The organism is Streptomyces sp. NPDC000410, from assembly GCF_040300305.1.
Classification (GTDB): Bacteria; Actinomycetota; Actinomycetes; order Streptomycetales; family Streptomycetaceae; genus Streptomyces.
In genome coordinates this window covers 1-16,762 of the sequence record NZ_JBEPDM010000032.1, presented here as the reverse complement: position 1 = coordinate 16,762, position 16,762 = coordinate 1, and the positions used below count along the sequence as shown (strand labels likewise).

The 16,762-nt window shown below is 71.0% G+C and carries 19 protein-coding genes and 1 pseudogene; 6 read left to right on the top strand and 14 right to left on the bottom strand.

What is annotated here, in order from left to right:
- Positions 1-13: 13 nt before the first annotated feature.
- The 6 genes from ABT342_RS26360 to ABT342_RS26335 all read right to left on the bottom strand — a co-directional run bounded on the left by ABT342_RS26360 (position 14) and on the right by ABT342_RS26335 (position 4,638).
- Positions 14-730 carry a Crp/Fnr family transcriptional regulator gene (locus ABT342_RS26360; RefSeq protein ID WP_351578714.1) on the bottom strand — a complete coding sequence of 239 codons (717 nt, stop codon included), beginning with the start codon at positions 728-730 and terminating at the stop codon, positions 14-16.
- 176 nt (positions 731-906) lie between these two features.
- Positions 907-1,389 (bottom strand): hypothetical protein, encoded by a 483-nt coding sequence (locus ABT342_RS26355; protein ID WP_351578712.1) that lies wholly within the window; start codon positions 1,387-1,389, stop codon positions 907-909.
- Positions 1,390-1,473: 84 nt separating this feature from the next.
- The gene (locus tag ABT342_RS26350; RefSeq protein WP_351578710.1) at positions 1,474-2,292 is read right to left on the bottom strand and encodes a class I SAM-dependent methyltransferase; all 819 of its coding nucleotides are present in this window, start codon (positions 2,290-2,292) and stop codon (positions 1,474-1,476) included.
- A gap of 15 nt (positions 2,293-2,307) precedes the next feature.
- Positions 2,308-3,861 (bottom strand): radical SAM protein, encoded by a 1,554-nt coding sequence (locus ABT342_RS26345; protein WP_351578708.1) that lies wholly within the window; start codon positions 3,859-3,861, stop codon positions 2,308-2,310.
- A gap of 32 nt (positions 3,862-3,893) precedes the next feature.
- Entirely contained in the window at positions 3,894-4,202 is a 309-nt protein-coding gene (gene merT, locus ABT342_RS26340; RefSeq protein ID WP_351578706.1) for a mercuric ion transporter MerT, read from the bottom strand.
- Complete coding sequence (locus tag ABT342_RS26335; RefSeq protein ID WP_351578703.1) at positions 4,186-4,638, bottom strand: MauE/DoxX family redox-associated membrane protein; 453 nt, start codon at positions 4,636-4,638, stop codon at positions 4,186-4,188. The genes merT and ABT342_RS26335 overlap by 17 nt, the downstream gene beginning before the upstream one ends.
- A gap of 143 nt (positions 4,639-4,781) precedes the next feature.
- Between ABT342_RS26335 and ABT342_RS26330 the strand changes: the two genes are divergently transcribed.
- Positions 4,782-5,816 (top strand): DUF3179 domain-containing protein, encoded by a 1,035-nt coding sequence (locus ABT342_RS26330; protein ID WP_351578700.1) that lies wholly within the window; start codon positions 4,782-4,784, stop codon positions 5,814-5,816.
- A complete protein-coding gene (locus ABT342_RS26325) occupies positions 5,813-6,487 on the top strand; it encodes a hypothetical protein (RefSeq protein WP_351578697.1) in 675 nt (224 codons plus the stop codon). The genes ABT342_RS26330 and ABT342_RS26325 overlap by 4 nt, the downstream gene beginning before the upstream one ends.
- Before the next feature lie 44 nt (positions 6,488-6,531).
- Here ABT342_RS26325 and ABT342_RS26320 read toward each other — a convergent pair whose 3' ends face one another.
- A complete protein-coding gene (locus ABT342_RS26320) occupies positions 6,532-7,179 on the bottom strand; it encodes a peroxiredoxin-like family protein (RefSeq protein ID WP_351578694.1) in 648 nt (215 codons plus the stop codon).
- 117 nt (positions 7,180-7,296) lie between these two features.
- On the opposite strand from ABT342_RS26320, the gene ABT342_RS26315 reads away from it, so the two are divergent.
- On the top strand, positions 7,297-7,914 hold the full coding sequence (locus tag ABT342_RS26315) for a TetR/AcrR family transcriptional regulator (protein ID WP_351578691.1): 618 nt from the start codon (positions 7,297-7,299) through the stop codon (positions 7,912-7,914).
- Between the two features lie 68 nt (positions 7,915-7,982).
- Here ABT342_RS26315 and ABT342_RS26310 read toward each other — a convergent pair whose 3' ends face one another.
- From ABT342_RS26310 to ABT342_RS26285, 6 genes are all read right to left on the bottom strand, one after another.
- A complete protein-coding gene (locus ABT342_RS26310; RefSeq protein ID WP_351578688.1) occupies positions 7,983-8,216 on the bottom strand; it encodes a hypothetical protein in 234 nt (77 codons plus the stop codon).
- The gene (locus tag ABT342_RS26305; RefSeq protein WP_351578685.1) at positions 8,213-8,509 is read right to left on the bottom strand and encodes a hypothetical protein; all 297 of its coding nucleotides are present in this window, start codon (positions 8,507-8,509) and stop codon (positions 8,213-8,215) included. The genes ABT342_RS26310 and ABT342_RS26305 overlap by 4 nt, the downstream gene beginning before the upstream one ends.
- Before the next feature lie 41 nt (positions 8,510-8,550).
- Positions 8,551-8,715, bottom strand: a complete 165-nt coding sequence (locus ABT342_RS26300; RefSeq protein ID WP_351578682.1) for a hypothetical protein — start codon at positions 8,713-8,715, stop codon at positions 8,551-8,553.
- Between the two features lie 8 nt (positions 8,716-8,723).
- The gene (locus ABT342_RS26295) at positions 8,724-9,470 is read right to left on the bottom strand and encodes a CBS domain-containing protein (RefSeq protein ID WP_351578679.1); all 747 of its coding nucleotides are present in this window, start codon (positions 9,468-9,470) and stop codon (positions 8,724-8,726) included.
- Positions 9,471-9,481: 11 nt separating this feature from the next.
- A complete protein-coding gene (gene nhaA / locus ABT342_RS26290) occupies positions 9,482-10,804 on the bottom strand; it encodes a Na+/H+ antiporter NhaA (protein WP_351578677.1) in 1,323 nt (440 codons plus the stop codon).
- A gap of 100 nt (positions 10,805-10,904) precedes the next feature.
- The gene (locus tag ABT342_RS26285) at positions 10,905-11,111 is read right to left on the bottom strand and encodes a hypothetical protein (protein ID WP_351578674.1); all 207 of its coding nucleotides are present in this window, start codon (positions 11,109-11,111) and stop codon (positions 10,905-10,907) included.
- Between the two features lie 1,999 nt (positions 11,112-13,110).
- Here ABT342_RS26285 and ABT342_RS26280 point away from each other — a divergent pair.
- The 3 genes from ABT342_RS26280 (at position 13,111) to ABT342_RS26270 (ending at position 16,195) form a co-directional block, all read left to right on the top strand.
- Complete coding sequence (locus tag ABT342_RS26280) at positions 13,111-14,358, top strand: cation:proton antiporter (protein WP_351578671.1); 1,248 nt, start codon at positions 13,111-13,113, stop codon at positions 14,356-14,358.
- Positions 14,345-14,794: a CBS domain-containing protein gene (locus ABT342_RS26275; protein WP_351578667.1), complete on the top strand. Its 450-nt coding sequence runs from the start codon at positions 14,345-14,347 to the stop codon at positions 14,792-14,794. The genes ABT342_RS26280 and ABT342_RS26275 overlap by 14 nt, the downstream gene beginning before the upstream one ends.
- Before the next feature lie 258 nt (positions 14,795-15,052).
- Positions 15,053-16,195 (top strand): site-2 protease family protein, encoded by a 1,143-nt coding sequence (locus tag ABT342_RS26270; RefSeq protein WP_351578664.1) that lies wholly within the window; start codon positions 15,053-15,055, stop codon positions 16,193-16,195.
- Positions 16,196-16,322: 127 nt separating this feature from the next.
- Here the strand turns inward: ABT342_RS26270 and ABT342_RS26265 are convergent.
- Positions 16,323-16,762: pseudogene (locus tag ABT342_RS26265) on the bottom strand (hypothetical protein); the annotation flags it as partial.

Here is a 16,762-nt window from a genome sequence, read left to right as displayed (position 1 = left end):
CGCTTGGCGCGGGTCAGCCCGCCGCGTCCTGGAGCCGTTCGCGGTCGAGCACCGTGATGCGGCCGCGGGCGAGCCGGAGGAGTCCACGCTCCTCCAGCTCGCGCAGCACTTTGGTGCAGGTTTCGCGGGAGGTGCCGGCGAGGGCTGCGAGCTGTTCGTGGGTGAGGGCGATCTGTGGGTGGCGTCCGACCGGGCGCAGCGGGCCGGCCGGGGGCTGGGCGCTGGTGAGGGTGGTCAGGGTGGTGGCGACGCGCTGGGCGACGGTCTTGAAGACGCTGTCGGACAGGCGCTGCTCGAGGTCGGCCAGGCGCCGTCCGAGGATCGCGGTGATCCGCGTGGCGATGCGGGCGTCGGACAGGAGGTACTTGTGGACGTCCGCGCGGCTCATCACGCACACGACGGTGTCGTCGAGGGCTTCGGCGTAGTTGTCGTACATGTGCTGTCCGAGCAGGACCATCTCGCCGAAGATGGTGCCCGGGGAGATGATCGCGGTCGTGAGCGCCCTCCCGTCGGCGGAGACCCGGAAGACGCGGACCCGGCCCTGCTTGAGGATGAACAGCACCTCGGAGGGCTGGGTGGGCGAGTAGAGGATCTCGCCCGCGTGGTAGGTCTTCATCGGTGCCGCGGCGGCGATGGCTTCCATCTCCGGCTCGGAGAGGTCGCAGAAGATGTCGACCTCGGCCAGGCACCAGGTCCGCTCGGCGTCGTCGTCCGCTGCGGCGTGGTTCATGTGGTGCGTCTCCTCGCGTCGTCCTGGGGCCCATGGTGGGGGTGCGGCGCCCCACGTCGGGCGTGCCAGCGCCTCGGCGCTGCTGGCCAGACAGTAGGACACCGCACCGCCGTCGACGGCTGTGCGACGCGGTGCTGTGCCCGGTGGTGGGGCGGCTGACGCGGGAGCCCCGTGGTTCATCGGGCCGGGCCTGTGCGGTTGCCCATGGCCTGGGCGATGGACGCGAACGTGGCGCCGGCGAGGAGGCCGAAGACGAGGTGGGCGCCGAGGCTGGAGGCAGTGACGTCGTTCCATACGAAGACGGGCATGCCCATGTTGGCGGGCATGATCCACAGCGCGCCGACGGTCCACCACACAGCGCCGTAGACCAGTCCGAGAGCGACGGCGGGCGCGAGGCGCTGGGCGAACCGCCCCAGCACCACGCCGAAGGCGACGCCGGCGAAGGTGGCGATCCCGAGGTGGATCAGCCAGCCGGCGAAGGCGTTGGTGGAGCCGAGGAGCCCGGCGACCATGGTGATCATGGCGGTGTCCATCACCGGCCTGGACACTGACATCCAGATGCCCATCCCGACACCGCCGACCAGCCCGGCCGCGGCACCCCACACCGCGTACACCGGGATCGCAGCACTCTTCGGGGATGCCTGCACGGTAGTGGCCATGGTGATCGTCCTCCTCCTGCGATGGTCCTTCCGCTCTTGTAGCCGACGCTAGGACGCCGGGCACAGGCAGATATGTGAGGGCGCTTACGTACCCGGCGGTAGCCTGCTGGGCTGTCCCGGGGGCTTCACCGCGGTCAGCAGGGCGTAGCCGAGTACACCGTCGGTGACGGCGGCGCGGGCCGCGTCCAATACGGCCGGGACGGCCTCCAGGTCCACGCCGGCGTCGGCGAGGCGGGCAGGGGCGGTGATGCGCAGCAGGTCCAGCCGTGCCTGGATCTGGTCGATCATGCGGATCATCGCCTCGTCGTGCCGCTCCGTGACGCGGGTGCGGAGCCCGGCAGCGGCGAGGAGCTCGGCGTAGTCGTCGAGCGGGCGGGCGTCTGCGATGCAGGCGATGCGGGCGGTCAGCCCGCGCAGCTCGTCCGGGAGCCGGTCGGTGTCTGCGGTGACGTCGGTGATGCCGAGGCGTCCGCCGGGCTTCAGGACGCGGGCGAACTCTGCGGCGGCCCTGGGTTTGTCGGGGAAGGTGCACAGCGCACACTCGGACATCACCGCGTCGAAGACCTCGTCGTCGTAGGGCAGGTGCTCGGCGTCGCCGGTGGTGAAGGTGGCCTGGTCGGCGAGTCCGGCGGCTTCGGCGGCCCCCTGGGCGAGGGCGGTGTTGGCCGGGGCGTAGTCGACGCCGTCCACCCGCACCCCGTAGACGTCGGCCAGCAGCAGAGCGGTGGTACCGCGGCCTGAGGCGACGTCGAGGACCCGCATGCCGGAGGTGAGTGCGAGCCGGTCGGCGAGGCGGCGGGTCAGGGCGGTGCCGCCGGGGTGGTAGGAGTCCCCGAGCAGCAGAGCGACGATGTCCTTCGAGTACGCGTCCGCGCAGCAGGACTTGATCTCCTCGTGGTTCACGGTCGGCGCGCTCCTTCAGGTCTCGGTGCGGCTGGTCTTCGAGCCGTACGGGGTCGTGGTCAGCCGACCCGCGAGGGGCAGTGCGTTCGGGGCGACCGGAGCGACGGGGACGCCGGACATCTGCTCGCGGACCTGTTCGCGATAGCCGACGGAGTTGTAGGCGCAGAACGGGATGAGACGCCCGTCGGGGGTGATCTCCTCGACGCAGCACTTCATCAGCTGCTTGACGTTGAGGGTGTAGGGGTCCTGGAAGTCCTGCACGACGATCATGAACGCCTTGTCGTTCAGCTGCTTCACGGCCTCCGGCAGGTCGATTCCGCAGCTGTCGGCACAGTCCAGCGCCTCGGCGGTGGCCCGCAGCTTGTCCTCGGTCGTCTCGGTCCCCATGAACGCGGAGGCCGACCACAGCTTCTCCAGGGCCTCGCGGATGCGGGCGTCGGGCATGACGCGGTTGGTGACGTAGTCGAGGTAGTCCTCCACGTTCAGCAGCCGCGGGATCGGCACGACGGTGCGGCTTCCCGGTTCCCCGTCCACCAGCAGGTAGGTGATGGAGCGGCAGGTCGGGAAGCAGCACGGCACGGGGAAGAAGTCGCCGTGTCGGAACCAGGCGGGCCGCTGCTCGTTGATCAACCGGATCACGTCGGGGTTCGTGAGCCGTTGCAGCGGGTCGAACTCCACGTGCCGGCCGGAGTGGGTGACCGGCTGGAAGGCCACGGACCGCACGGCGGGGTGGTCGATGCCGTACTCGATGATCGCCCCGAGTTCGTGCTCGTTGAGCCCGCGCTCGACGGCCGCGACCAGGGTGACGGTCAGGCCGGCCTCCGCGCAGTTGTCGAGAGCCCGCTGCTTGAAAGCACGAAGGTCCCGGCCACGGATCTCCAGATGGGTGCGCGCGTCGAAGCCGTCGAACTGGAGGTAGACGTTCACCGAGCGGCCCGGCACCTGGTTACGTCGGCCGAGCTCGGCGACGAAGGTCTTGTCATTGGCCAGGCGGATGCCGTTGGTGTTGAGGTTGACGTTCCTGATCGGGCGGGCCTGGGCGAGATCGATGAAGTCCAGGATGTGCTTGTGGATGGTGGGCTCGCCGCCGGAGAACATCACCACCTCCGCCTCCCCCTCGGAGGCCACGAACGCGTCGAGCATCCGCTCGCACTGCTCGTGGGTGATCGAGTAGCCGTCGGGTTGGTGTCCGGAGACGGCGAAGCAGATCGGGCAGTCCAGGTTGCAGCCGGTGTTGACCTCGATGATCCCCAGGCAGGCGTGCTGCTTGTGCTCCGGACACAGCCCGCAGTCCGACGGGCAACCGTCCTTCACCTCGGTCTGGAAGGTGAGGGGGATGGTGCCGGGCTTGTTGAAGCGGGCCGAGGACAGGTACTCCTCGGCATCCCCGTACACCAGCGCCTCGAACTCGCCGTGCTCACGGCAGCGTTTACGCAGGTACACCCTGTCCTCGCGGATGTTGACCTGCGCGTCGACGGGTGTCTTGCACAGCGGGCAGATGGACTTGGTGAACTCCACGAACACCTCGTCCCGGTCCGCCTTGCTCCGGGGTGCTGGCGCCTGGGCCATCGAAGAACTCCTCTCCCCTATGGGGCTTTTGTTCAGCGGACGTCGCCGCCCGGATCGGCTTCATGTTGTGGTCGGGGCTGGGCCGGGACCGTCGGGCAGCAGCCCTTGGGCGTTGCGCCCCGATGGCGACGGGCTCGGCAGCGCAGGGCGTAGCCGGTGCCCGCGAGGATCACGACCGCACCCGCGGTGATCAGCCACGCACTGGCCAGGGCCCCGCCGATCGCGCCGAGCGCGCCGCCGGCCAGGAGCAGCGGGCCCGCGCAGCACACCACCATCACCAGCCCGGCACCCACGGCCGCCGCGATAGCACCGAGACCGGAACGCTCACGGGATGCGGACATCACGACTCCCCTCCTCCCGGGCGCGCGACGAGGCGGGCGATCGCCGGGCGGCACGGATCAGCACGGCGGCGTACAGCAGGATCAGGGCGTCCTGGACCAGCACGAACCAGCTCAGCCGCTGCGTGAGATAGATCCCGAAGCAGCCGCAGTTGCCCACCTCCAGGCCGCGCGCGTACGCCTGAACGGCCAGCACCGTCCACACCACCGACACGCCCGTGTACGCCCACACCGGGGCCAGAGCCTTCGAGCGGGGGCGGGCCAGGAACCAGACGCCCGCCACCAACTCGCCCGCGATCAGCGCCACGGCCAGCCCTGTCCCGGCGGCGCCCGTGACGAGCCCGTACGCGGACAGAATCCGCGGCATGTGCCCGAAGGAGGCGAGCTGGCCGACGGCCATTGCCGTGTACACCGTCCCGAGAACGATCCTGAGCACCATGATCCGACCGTAGGCCGCCGCAGGCGCCGAGAACTGTAAGCGCGCTCACCGAACCGCCCTCCCGTACGCGGGACGATCGGAGGTGTGAAGAAGTGATCGCCGTAGCGCGAGCCGGGGTCCCGAGCGCCTTCGGGAGGTGCCAGGTGAACGGTCAGCAGTCCCACCGCCCATCCAGGCGGCAGGCCGTCAAGGGCGCGGGAGTGATCGGGTGCGTCGTCGCTCTGCTCGTCGGCGGGGGTGTGATCGGCTGGCAGACGCTCGCCGATCGGCCGTCCGAGCCGGTGACGGCCGTGCAACCGGGCCAGGACCCGTTGCTGGAGGCGCTCGCCGACTCGGCGGTGTCGGGCGGGCCGGGCAAGGACGGGATCCCCTCCATCGACAAGCCCCGGTTCGTGAGGGCCGGCGAGGCGGGGTTCCTCAGCGAGGACGATCCGGTCTTCGGGCTGGAGTACCGAGGTGAGGTGAGGGCCTACCCCCAGCTGGTACTGGTGTGGCACGAGATCGTCAACGACACCGTCGGCGGCGAGCCGCTCGCCGTCACCTACTGCCCGCTGACCGGCACGGTCATCGCCTTCTCCGCCCCGCCCGGCGTCCAGGAACTCACGTTCGGCACCACCGGCCAGCTCGTCAACTCCAACCTGCTGATGTACGACCGGCAGACCGGCTCGCAGTGGCCGCAGCTGCTCGGCCAGGCGGTCAGCGGCCCGCTCAAGGGCACGAAGCTGGACACCGTCCCCCTGGTGTGGACCACGTGGAAGCAGTGGCGGACCGCCCACCCCGACACCACGGTGCTGTCCACCAGCACCGGGGCACTGCGCTCGTACGGAAGCGACCCGTACGGCTCCTACGACGGCTATCCGGACCGCAGCGGCTACTACGCCACGGGCCGGCCGATCTTCCCCGTGCTCGCCACGAGCGACCGCTTCGCCGACAAGGACGTCGTCATCGGGGTCCGGGTCGGCGAGGAGCGGCTGGCCATCCGCAAGGACCTCGTACGCACAGCCAAGATCGTCCGGGCCGAAGTCTCCGGCACCCAGATGGAGGCACGCTGGGACGACCGGCTCGGCACCGCCAGAGTCGTTCAGCAGGTCGGCGAGCGGTGGGAGCCGGCTGACTTCCTCGACTCCATGTGGTTCGCCTGGTACGCCTTCTATCCCAACAGCCAGGTGCGGGCATGAGCAGGCCGCTGACCGAACTCGTCAGGGCGGGCGACGCCTGGGACGCCACCCTCGCCGTGATCAAGACCACGCCCGGGCAGGTACGGGCCGCCCTCGCCGTACGCCGCCACCGCAGGGCCGCACAGGTCGCCGCGACCCTGACCCTGCTGGTGTACCTGTCGTCCATCGGGGATCTCGCGGTGTCCCCCTCTGGCCAGTTCACGGGCGCCCCAGTCGTTCGGATCGAGCCGGAGCAGCTCTTCGAGGCGCGGGCGCCGTACCTGTTCGAGCCGGTCCTCGCCTGGCACCCCACCAGCCACATCGCGGTCTTCGTCAGCCCGGTCAACCTGCTGCTCGGCATCGTCGTGGCGGCCCTCGTCGGCTGCAACATCGCCGTCGCCACCCGCGCCGCCGCCCGGCAAGCCGCCTCCTGCCGGCGCACCCGCTACACCCGGCTGCTCGTCGTGCTCCCGGCGTTCCTCCTCGGATTCGCCTGCTGCGTACCGACGTTCCTGCTCGTCCTGGGCGCGAGCACCGCCGCCGCGCTTCTGCCGGTCCTGATCCCCCTGCGCCCGGTCTTCTACCCGCTCACCCTGGTGATGCTGGCCGCTACGCTGGTGTGGGGCGCCTCGCGGAGCGCACGCCCGACGCGGCGCCCGCGCCACGCGAGTGACGCCGGCGACGCTCGGTAACCGTGCGACGGCCGTCGCATCTGTTCGCGGCTGCAGGAACGCGCTCAGGCGAGAGCGTCGAGCGCGGCGAGAATGTCGGCCGGTTCGGCGCGGGTCGTGTAGTCGCTGTCGACGAAGGCCCAGCGGACCGTCCCCTCGCGATCGATGACATGGGTCGCGGGGATGGGCAGGGTACGCGCGTGGCCGGCCTGAGACCGGTGGAGGTCGATGCCGAAGCCCTCGTAGACGGCCGCCAGGTCCTCGGGCAGGTCGAAGGCGAGGCCGTACTGCTTGGCGGTGTCGCAGCCGAGGTCGCTCAGCACGTCGTAGGCCAGTTCGTTCTTCTCGGCGAACGTGAGGGACTCGTCGGGGATCTGCGGGGAGACGGCCACCAGGCGGGCGCCGCGGGCGGCGATCTCGTCGTGGTGCTGCTGCAGGGAGCGGAGCGCGATGTTGCAGTACGGGCACCAGGCGCCGCGGTAGAAGGTCAGCACCACCGGGCCCTCGGCCAGCAGTTCACCGAGGCCGACGGTTCGTCCCGTCGCGGAAGGCAGGGTGAAGGGCGGGGCCTGGTCGCCCACGGTCAGGGCGCGGTCGGCCTGGCCGGACTCGGCCAGCTCCTCGGCGGCCCGCCGCATGACGGCCCGGATCTCCGCGGGGATCTGCTCCTGGCGGCTCGCGTAGAAGGCGCGCAGCTCGGTGTTGACGCTCATGGGTTCCCTCTTCCTTGATCTTGGAACGTTCGTTTCAAGATAGAGGTTCGAGTGCACTCCAGGTCAACATCCGAGGCAGTATCTTGGAACTCTCGGTTCAAGTTGGCGGGGTGGAGCATGCCGGACATCAAGCACTTCGATCCGGACACTGCCCTGGATACGATGGTTCGGCTGTTCTGGCGGCAGGGCGTGGCCACGACCGGCGTCCAGGACATCGTGAACGCGACCGGTCTCAACCGCTCCAGCCTGTACGCGACCTTCGGCGGCAAGCAGGAGCTGTACCTCGCCGCCCTGGAGCGCTACGTCGAGCTCCGCTCCCGCCCGACCCTCGCCCGGCTCACCGAAGACAACCGCGGGCTGCCCGCTGTCGCGGAGTTCTTCGACACGCTGATCGACACCCGCAGCACGGGCGAGTACGCCCAGTGGGGCTGCATGGTCTCCAACGCCCACGCGGGCGCCGAGAACGACGACCCCGAGGTGCGGGCCATCCTCGACCGGCAGCACCGGCGCCTGCGCGACGCGCTCTACGCGGCGCTCCTCTCGGCCCAGCGGCAGCGACAGCTCGGCGGGGGCGCGGATCCCGACTGCGCCGCTGACATGCTGGCCCTGCTCGCACACGGGGTGAACCTGCGCTCCCGCGCCGGGGCCGACGCACAGGAACTACGGAGGACCGTCGCAGCGGCGATCGGAGCAGCCACCGGAACCGCCAACAGCCCGACGCGCTCCGCCCCGTAGGCGTTGGGCTGGCCGACCTGTGGCTCAGCCCAGGGCTGCGCGGCGCTCCGCTTTCTGGTTGACCGCGGTCAGTGTGGCCGAGACGGTCCTCGACGCCAGCGGGCGGACCGGCGAGTGATGCGGCGGCGCAGCCAGTCGCCGGCCTCCCCGACGGCCACCAGCAGCGCGGCGGAGGCTGCGCACGCCGCGAGGGAGGCGGGCTGGTCCAACGCCTTGCCCAGGAGCCACAAGGCCAGGGCCAGCAGCATCCACCAGGCGGTGACCGGCAGGGCGAAGCGCCGCAGACGACGCGGGTCCGTCACGGCGCGGCCTTCGCGGCCCGAAGTGTCGCGGCGGCTGCCAGCGCGCATCCGGCGACCGCCACTGCGCCAGCGGTCGCGGTTGCCGCCAAGGTGATCGCCGACGGGGTGTCGGCAAGACGCGGGACGGTGTTGAGCGGGGCTGCGGCCCACAGGGCGAGCAGGGCCCAGCCTCGCGGGCGGGCAGGTGCCAGGCGGGCCTGCAGGCGGTTTGGTATCCGGCCGGTGAGCAGGGCCAGCCCGGCCGGGAGCAGGGTGAGGGAGAAGGCCGCGAGGCCGATCCAGTGCCAGATCATGGGATGCGCGAGTGGCTTTCGTCGAGTCGGGTCGGTGGGCGTCAGTTGTGGCGGGCGGCGGATATGACCAGTCCGGTGACCAGTGCGGCGAGGCCGATGGTCAGGAGGGGGAAGCCAGGGCCGGGCAGGACGTACATGGTTGCTCCGGTCGCTGTGAGCGCGGCGCCGACGGCCGCGATGGTGGTGCCGGTGCGTCGTTCGGGCATGGGGTTCCTCATTGTGTGGGCGGCTTCCTGGTAGATCGGGAACGGGGTGCGGCCTGGTGGACGAGGTGGGCGGTAAGCGTTCCGATGAGGAGTGCCCAGGCCACGGCGGCGGGTCCGGCCTGTGGCCATCCGACGAGGACGGTGGTCGCGGCCGTGACGGCTCCAGCGGCCAGCGCGCGGCGGTCCCTCATGAACGCCCACTGCCGTCGTGCGCTGCCTGGCCTGTGGATCTCGCTGATGGCGGTTCTGATCACGAGCGCCGCGGTCACGATGGCGACGGGCAGGATCGAGGCGTCGTTCACGCCGCCGCCTCGATGAAGTGCCGCATGAGGCGGGCGGCGGTGACGGTGCCGAGCAGTGTCACCTGGGTGCCGTCGCGTTCGATGACGGCGACCACTGCGGGTGCGGGCCATCAGGTCCGCGACCTCCATGGGCCGTGCGCCGGGGCCGACCACGGGCGGCGGATACAGGTGGCGTGGTGCCCACTCGGCGACCGTGAGCCCGGCGAGGCGTTCGGCGAGCTCTCCGTCGTGCTGCTCGCCGACGACGCCTGCAAGCGCCGGGTCCTCGGCGATGTAGGCGGGGATGAGCTGCCGGATGAGCTGGGAGCCGGGGACAATGGCGTACGGCTGACCGTCGGCGTCGAGGACCAGCAGAGCCGGCAGCGACTGCTCGGCCAGCATCCGCGCCGCATCGACAGCGTCGTCGTCCGTGGTCACAAAGGGGTAGAGCTCGGCGAGATCGCGTGCACGCATGACCGCCTCCATCAGGCTTCGCCACCCGCACCCCGGCCGGAGCCGGAACCCGGGACGGTGTGCCGGTAGATGTCGGGGACGCCGTCGGCGTCCTCATCGAGCGACTCCTCCTCCCACAGGCGCCGGTAGATCTCGTTGCGCCGTTTCACCAGCACAGCGGCCACCACGGCGGCGATCAGCGAGCCGATCAGGACGGCCGCCTTGATGTGCTCGGCGTCGGCCGGGTCGGGGAAGGCGAGCTCTCCGATCAGCAGGGCGACGGTGAAGCCGATCCCGGCCAGCAACGCGAGGGCGAGCACGTCCGCCCAGGCCAGATCCGGGTTCAGCCGTGCCCGGGTGAACCGGGCCGCCAGGTAGGTGCCCGCGAAGATCCCCACCGTCTTGCCCACGACCAGGCCGATCACCACGCCGAGGGGCTCCGGGCGGGTGAACACCTCGCCCAGCGCCGAGGCCGACACGCTCACCCCAGCGGCGAACAGCGCGAACAGCGGAACCGCCACACCGGCCGAGACCGGCCGCAGCAGATGCTCGGTCCGCTCCCCTGGCGACGCCAGCTCGCCCTGGTCGCGGGTGGTGCGCAGGATCAGGCCCATCGCCACGCCCGCCACCGTGGCGTGCACCCCGCCGTTGTACGTCAGCGCCCAGATCGCCACGCCGAGCGGCACGTACCACCACCAGCCGCGCACCCGGTACCGCTGGAGCAGGTAGAAGACGACCAGCCCGACCAGCGCCCCGAGCAGGGCTGCGGGGTTCAGGCCGGCGGCGAAGAAGATCGCGATCACCAGGATCGCGCCGAGGTCGTCGACCACGGCCAGAGTGAGCAGGAACGCCCGCAGGGCGGAGGGCAGGTGGGTGGAGAGCACCGCGAGGACGGCGAGTGCGAACGCGATGTCGGTGGCCATCGGCACCGCCCACCCCGCCCCGCTGCCTGAGCCGATGGCGGTGATCGTGAGATAGAGGGCGGCCGGGACCGCCATGCCGCACACGGCGGCGACCACCGGCAGCGCCGCGGTGGCCGGCGTGCGCAGCTCGCCGACCACGAGTTCACGTTTCAGCTCGATCCCGGCGACCAGGAAGAAGACGGTCAGCAGCCCGTCCGCACTCCAGTGCCCCACCGACAGGTCCAGGCCGAGCGCGGGTATCCCGAAGTGGAAGTCGCGCAGGTGCTCGTAGGTGCCGCTGAACGGGGCGTTCGCCCACACCAGCGCCACCACGGCCGCCGCCAGCAGCACCAGCCCGCCGACGGTCTCCGTACGCAAAGCCCGGGCCACCTGCGCACGCTCCGGCCACGGCAGCAGGCCGAGGAAGACGGAACGCTCACGGGCAGCAGGCATCCGGGACCTTCCGGGGCATCGACGTGTGGGCACACGTGCCCCTTCGACGCCGACCAGACTTCCCGGCACACCCCGCATCACTTGACGCGTTCTTTACACACTATCCGCCGCAGCGCTGGCAGGACCAGGCCGCCCCAGGAAACCGCCGACGGCGCTCCGCGCCGTACGGCAGGGTCGCGCGCCGCTCGGCCTCCTGCCGGACCGAGGCCAAGGACGCGGCGACGGTCGCCTCCCATCGTGCGGCGACCAGGCCGCCCCACCACTGCCCGGCCCGCCACAGATCGGTGGCGAGCTCACCCTCGTACACCAGCCGCGTACCGGCCCGTGCTCGGTGAGGGTGAACGACTCGGTGACGGCCGGGACAGGCCCGCGCACCAGCCGGAAGTCGACCCGCTCCGGGCGGGTGAACCGCACCGTCCCCACCGTCGTCGCTGTCAGGCGTCCGCCCGCGACGGGGTGGCCCGAGCGCCACCCCGTCGACGAACAGCTCCGCCGCTCGCGCGTGGTCCCCGGCCGCGATCAGGCGCTCCACCTCCGCCAGCGGCCCGCGCTCGACAGCCGGGTACGCGGCCTCCGCCGCTGCCTGCCGGGATCGGAATCGAGGGCTTGGCCACGACGCGGGCGAGGACCGGTGCACGAAGGTCAGTCCGCCGAGCGCCGCCGCGGTGCCCGGGTGTCCGCCGAGCGCGAGCCCCACGCCACCGAGCCCGGTGCCGAGGAAGACGCCGAAGCGCGGCGATGGCGGGAGGCCAGGGTTCGTACCAGCGTGACGAGCCAGGCGATCGCGAGGACACCGCCGCCGATACGCACCCTGGTCGGGGGCTGCTGCTCAGGGCCATCCAGCCGTGCCACAGGAGGCACAGCCCCCAGCCAACTGGGGCTTTCCAGGAAGTCGCGTCTTGCGTTCCCGCGATGGCATGGCGTTCGTCTGCTCCTCTCGCTCGTGGTCGTTGTGGACGGGTGCTGAGCGGCAGCTCACCGTCGTGTGCGGTGTCGCAGATGGCGGCGGTTCGGGAAAGGCGCCGACTGCCACGGTCGCCGGAATCCAGAGCGCGAGCAAGGCGCCGAGGGTTCCGTCTCTGTCGTGCAGGACCACCATCAACGTGAAGGTGCAGGCGCCCAGACCGGCCACCGCGCATGCGTCGGCGGTCAGTGTCGTCCGATGCGGACGGGCGGACGGTTCGTGGGAGCGGAGCCGCTGCCGCGAGACGTAGGTTGGCCCCGGCGCCGGCGAGCAGCACGACCCCGGCCAGGCCCGCAGCCGTGAGCATCCCCTGGACTCGCCGGGGCAGGGAGCACAGGGCACGCCACTGGTTCGCCTTGGCAGGGCGCTGACCTCCAGAAGGTCCCCGACCGCAACCCCGTCGCACTCGACCTCCGCCGTGAGCGGGGTGCCGTCCCAGGGGTCGGCCCAGGCGACCGCGCACATGTCGTACTCGGTCGTGCCGGTGACCTTCGCGACCACGGGCTGTCCGAACCCGTACGCGAGCGTCACAAGGCCCAGACCTGCCAGGCCGAGCGTCATCGCGGCCCAGCTCCACCAGGGCACCAACACCCGGCCGCGGCGTGCGGGGCCGCCTCGCCGCGGCCGCGCAGGTGGCGCCTGATCAGCCGCAGCCGGCGTGCGCCGCTCACGGAGGCCGAGGCGATGCCCACCAACGCCGCCAGCCCGGCGACGGTCACCCCGAAGACCACCATGAACCGGGAGTCCTCCAGATCGGCCGCCTCCCCGCGTACCGGCCAGGGCCGGGCGCTGATCGGCAGCAGGTCACCTGGCCGCGGGCTCCCCGGGCGGCGAGGAACAGGGGCAGGGCTCCGTCCGGACTGAGGTGCGTCACGCGGGAGACATCCACCTCGAGAATCTTCGGTGCCTCGCGCAGAGCCGCGCGCAGGACACGGCTGGTGTCCTTGGCCGTGTCGGCACTGAGGTCGCCCTTGAGACGGATGACGAGGAACTCCCGGCGGGGTTGAAGCCGGCGGAGCAGCGCTCGCGAGCGCTGGCGGAGCCGTTCGGCCGGTGACATCGGTGGCATCAGGGCTCCAGGGCAGGCGTCGGCGGTTGCCGACCAGCCTTCCCGGCTCACCTGGTGCGGACGATACGCGCCGGAGCGCCCATCCGCCGCTTGGACAGGAGCGGCGACCACTTCAGGGCTGCCGGGTTCCGGCAATCTGCTCGCATCCCTGGTGCGCATCAAGGACCTGTCAATGTCACGTATGGAACGTGTAAGGTCCGTGACGGAGTGCCGGGAAGCCTGGTCGGCGAACAAGGGACACGTGTCTTTTCTGCCGATCGGGGGATTTCCGCCATGGTGCTCGTTGCCGTCTTCGGAGCCGCGCTGCTTGTCGCGGTCCTGCTGTCCGGGCTCGCCGCCCGCACCGTTCTGTCGACCTCGCTGCTCTTCCTCGCAGGCGGTGCGCTGGTCAGCGACGGCTTCCTCGGATTGATCCACATCACACCCGAGAGCGAGATCGTGGCGGTCACCGCCGACCTCGCCCTGTTCGCCGTGCTGTTCACCGACGGCATGCACGTGTCCTTCGCCAAGCTGCGGGCCAACTGGCGCAACCCCGCACGCGCCCTCGGCCTGGGCATGCCGCTCGCCTGCGTCGGCATGGCACTGATCACCCACTACCTGGTCGGCCTGGACTGGACGACCTCGTTCCTCGTCGGCGCCGTCCTCGCACCGACCGACCCGGTGTTCGCCTCCGCCATCGTGGGCCGCAAGGAAGTCCCGGCCCGCCTGCGCGAGCTGCTGAACGTCGAGAGCGGGATCAACGACGGCCTCGCGCTGCCCGTCGTACTGATCCTCATCGCCGCCGCCGGGCCCACCGCTGCGGGTGCCGAGGCATCCTTCGGGACGATCGCCCTGGAGCTCGGCCTCGGTCTGGCCTTCGGCGTGCTGCTGCCGCTGATCGTCAACGGACTCGTACGCTTCCGGCTCCTGGGCGCCGAGCCCAAGCTCCAGCCGCTCCTGCCCCTGGCCACCGGCATCATCCTCTACGCCGCATGCCACCTCACCCACGCCAACCCCTACCTCGCCGCCTTCTCCGCGGGCGCGGTTCTCGCGGCGATCTCTCCGGAGTCGAAGAACGCGTTCGAGCCGCTGGGGGAGTCGCTGGCCGAACTCGCCAAGTTCGCCGCCCTGCTGGTGTTCGGCGCGCTGCTCACCCCGCAACTGTTCGGCGACCTCTCCTCGGGCGGATACGTGGCCGTTGTCCTCGCGATCGTGCTGATCCGACCGGGCTCGCTCCTGCTGTCGCTGTGGGGGACGCGGATCGACCGCAGGGAGAAGCTCGTCGCGGCCTGGTTCGGGCCGAAGGGCTTCGCGTCCGTCGTCTACGGCCTGCTCGTCCTCCAGGCCGGCATCCCGCAGGGGCAGGAGGCGTACACGCTGATCGCCGTCTGCATCGCCTTCTCGATCATCGCCCACAGCAGCACCGACGTCCCCATCGCCCGCCTCTTCCACGTCGACGACCTCGTCGAGGCCGGCGCCGCACCTCAGGCACGCCCCGACGACACCGCGAAGAGCAAGGCACTTCCCCATGCGCGCACGTGACCTGACCTGGCCATGCACCCCGGTCCACCTGGACACCAGCCTGCGAGAAGCGGCCGAGCTTCTGATCCGCGAACGCGCCCCGGTGCTCGCCGTCGTGAGCGAGGACGGACACCCCGTGGCCACGGTTTCCGCAGCACGGGTACTGGCCGCGGCCCTGCCCGACGCCGTGCGGGATGACCCCCTCCTTGCCGCGGTCGTGGGCGAGTCGCTCGACGACGACGTACGGGCGCGGGCAGCCTCGCTCCGGCTCGGCGACGTGCTGCCCACACGCCTGCCCACGCCGGCTGTCGTCAGTCCCGATGCCTCGCCGGTCCAAATGGCCTCGCTGATGGACCGCACAGGCAGCACCGTCGTCCTGGTGGTCGACCACGACGGCGACAGGCCGAACCTGCTCGGCACCATCGACGCGGCCATCCTGCTCCAGCACTACCTCTGACCAGCCGCACGACCACGGCGGTGAGGAAAGAGAACGAATGAAGCCGGGACGGGGCCGGAAGGCGACAGGGACAGCACTGGCTGAAAGTGGGATGCGTCGTCGTGGCGGGCGCTGCTGCCGCCGACCGCGCGCCCCAGACACGCGCCCGTCGAGCAACACTGTGAGTAGGCGGACACCGTACTGATCCGACCATCGGGAGCGCCTCGCGGGCCTGCGGCTCGGGCGGAGGGCCGCCTGCTTCGGCCATGGGAGACGGCGATGAACGGTTCGGTTCGGATCGGACGAGTTCTCGGCGTGCCGCTGCGCGTTCACTGGACCGTGCCGCTGCTGGTGGTCCTGTTCGGGTACAGCCTGGGAAGCCAGACGCTCCCCGCGTGGATTCCGGACCTGCCGCCGGCCACCTACGCGGTCGCCGGGCTGGTGGGTTCCCTGCTGCTGATCGGAAGCCTTCTGGCTCATGAGGCCGCGCACGCCTTCCTCGCCCGGAGGAGGGACATCCCGGTCCAAGACGTCACGCTCTGGGCGCTGGGAGGGATGACGCAGATGGGCAAGCCGCGCACGGCCGGCGCGGCCTTCCTGGTAGCCGTCGGCGGGCCGCTCACCAGCCTCGTCGTCGGCGCGGCGGCGCTCGGTGCGGGCGTCGGGCTGAACGCGCTGTTCGGCTGGGCGATGCCTGCGGCCGTTCTGGTGTGGCTGGCGTGGGTGAACTTCTTGCTGGGTGTGTTCAATCTGCTGCCCGCGGCGCCGCTGGATGGAGGGCGTGTGGTGCAGTCGGTGATCTGGTGGCGTACGGGAGACCGGGACCGGGCCGAACGAGCGGCCGCACGCAGTGGGCAGGTGCTGGGCTTTCTGCTGATCGCCGGCGGCTGGGTCTACGTCCTGCGCGGCGCGCTGGGCGGTCTGTGGCTGATGGGCATCGGGTTCTTCGTCCTGATCGTCGCCAACGCGGAGCGACGGCAGGCCGGGATGGCTTCAGCCCTGCGCGGGGTACGAGCGGCTGACGCCATGTCGAGCCCCGCGGAGACCTGTCCCGACTGGCTTACCGTGGAGCGCTGCGTCGACGACGTGGCGATGCGGGCCCGCCATTCCGCCCTCCCCCTGATCGACTTCGGGGGCCACCCCAGCGGCCTGGTCGACCTGTCTCAGCTCGGGAAGATCCCCGCGGCGCAGCGCAAGGAACTGCGCGTACGTGACATGGCGACCGCGCTGTCGCAGTGCACCACCTGCGCACCGGACGAGCTTCTGGAGAACGTACTCGAAAAGGCCCGCCCGAGCAGGAGCGGCATACGCATTCTCGTCATCGAAGCCGGGCTTCTGGTGGGCATCATCACCGCACGTGACATCGCCCGGCTCGTCCAGCGGCACTCACTGCGCGGTACGAACAGCGGTATGGACACCTGATGAACCCTCCAGGCTGGAGGCGGGCGACCGGGGGCGTCAGCGGCAGGGCCCCGCTCCGGCTGCGAGCGCCAGGACGAGCGCCCTCCCCGCCGCCTTGGTCCGTCGTCGGATCACGGTTCTCCCTCTGTCATGGTGCGGTGGCAGTCGTGGGCGCGGTGGGCGTGGCGCAGTGGTGAGCCGCGGCGGAGCGTTCGGCGAAGACCTTCAGTACGGAGAGCTCGTACGCCTGGTCGGCGTCCGTCCTCTTGGCCTTGTCGTCGTACGGGATGAGCGTGAAGAGGGCGGGTTCGCGGCTGCTGGGGCAGGTGGCGGTGGTCCAGTAGCTGCCGTTGCTGAGCACACCCGACCGCTGTCCGGACGCGATGGGATCGGGGTCTCCCGAGCGCTCGGCGTGGTCGTGCCGCGCGCTCTCCGTGTACGGTCCGTAGTGCGCGGCGAGCCGGTAGGTGGTGTGGCTCTCGGTGTTGCCCAAGACGCATTCCTCGTACGGTGTGGTGCTGCGTTCGCTCTCCCAGGCCCGTGCCACGGCCTTGCCCCGGGCGGTGATGCCGGAACAGGTTCCCTTGG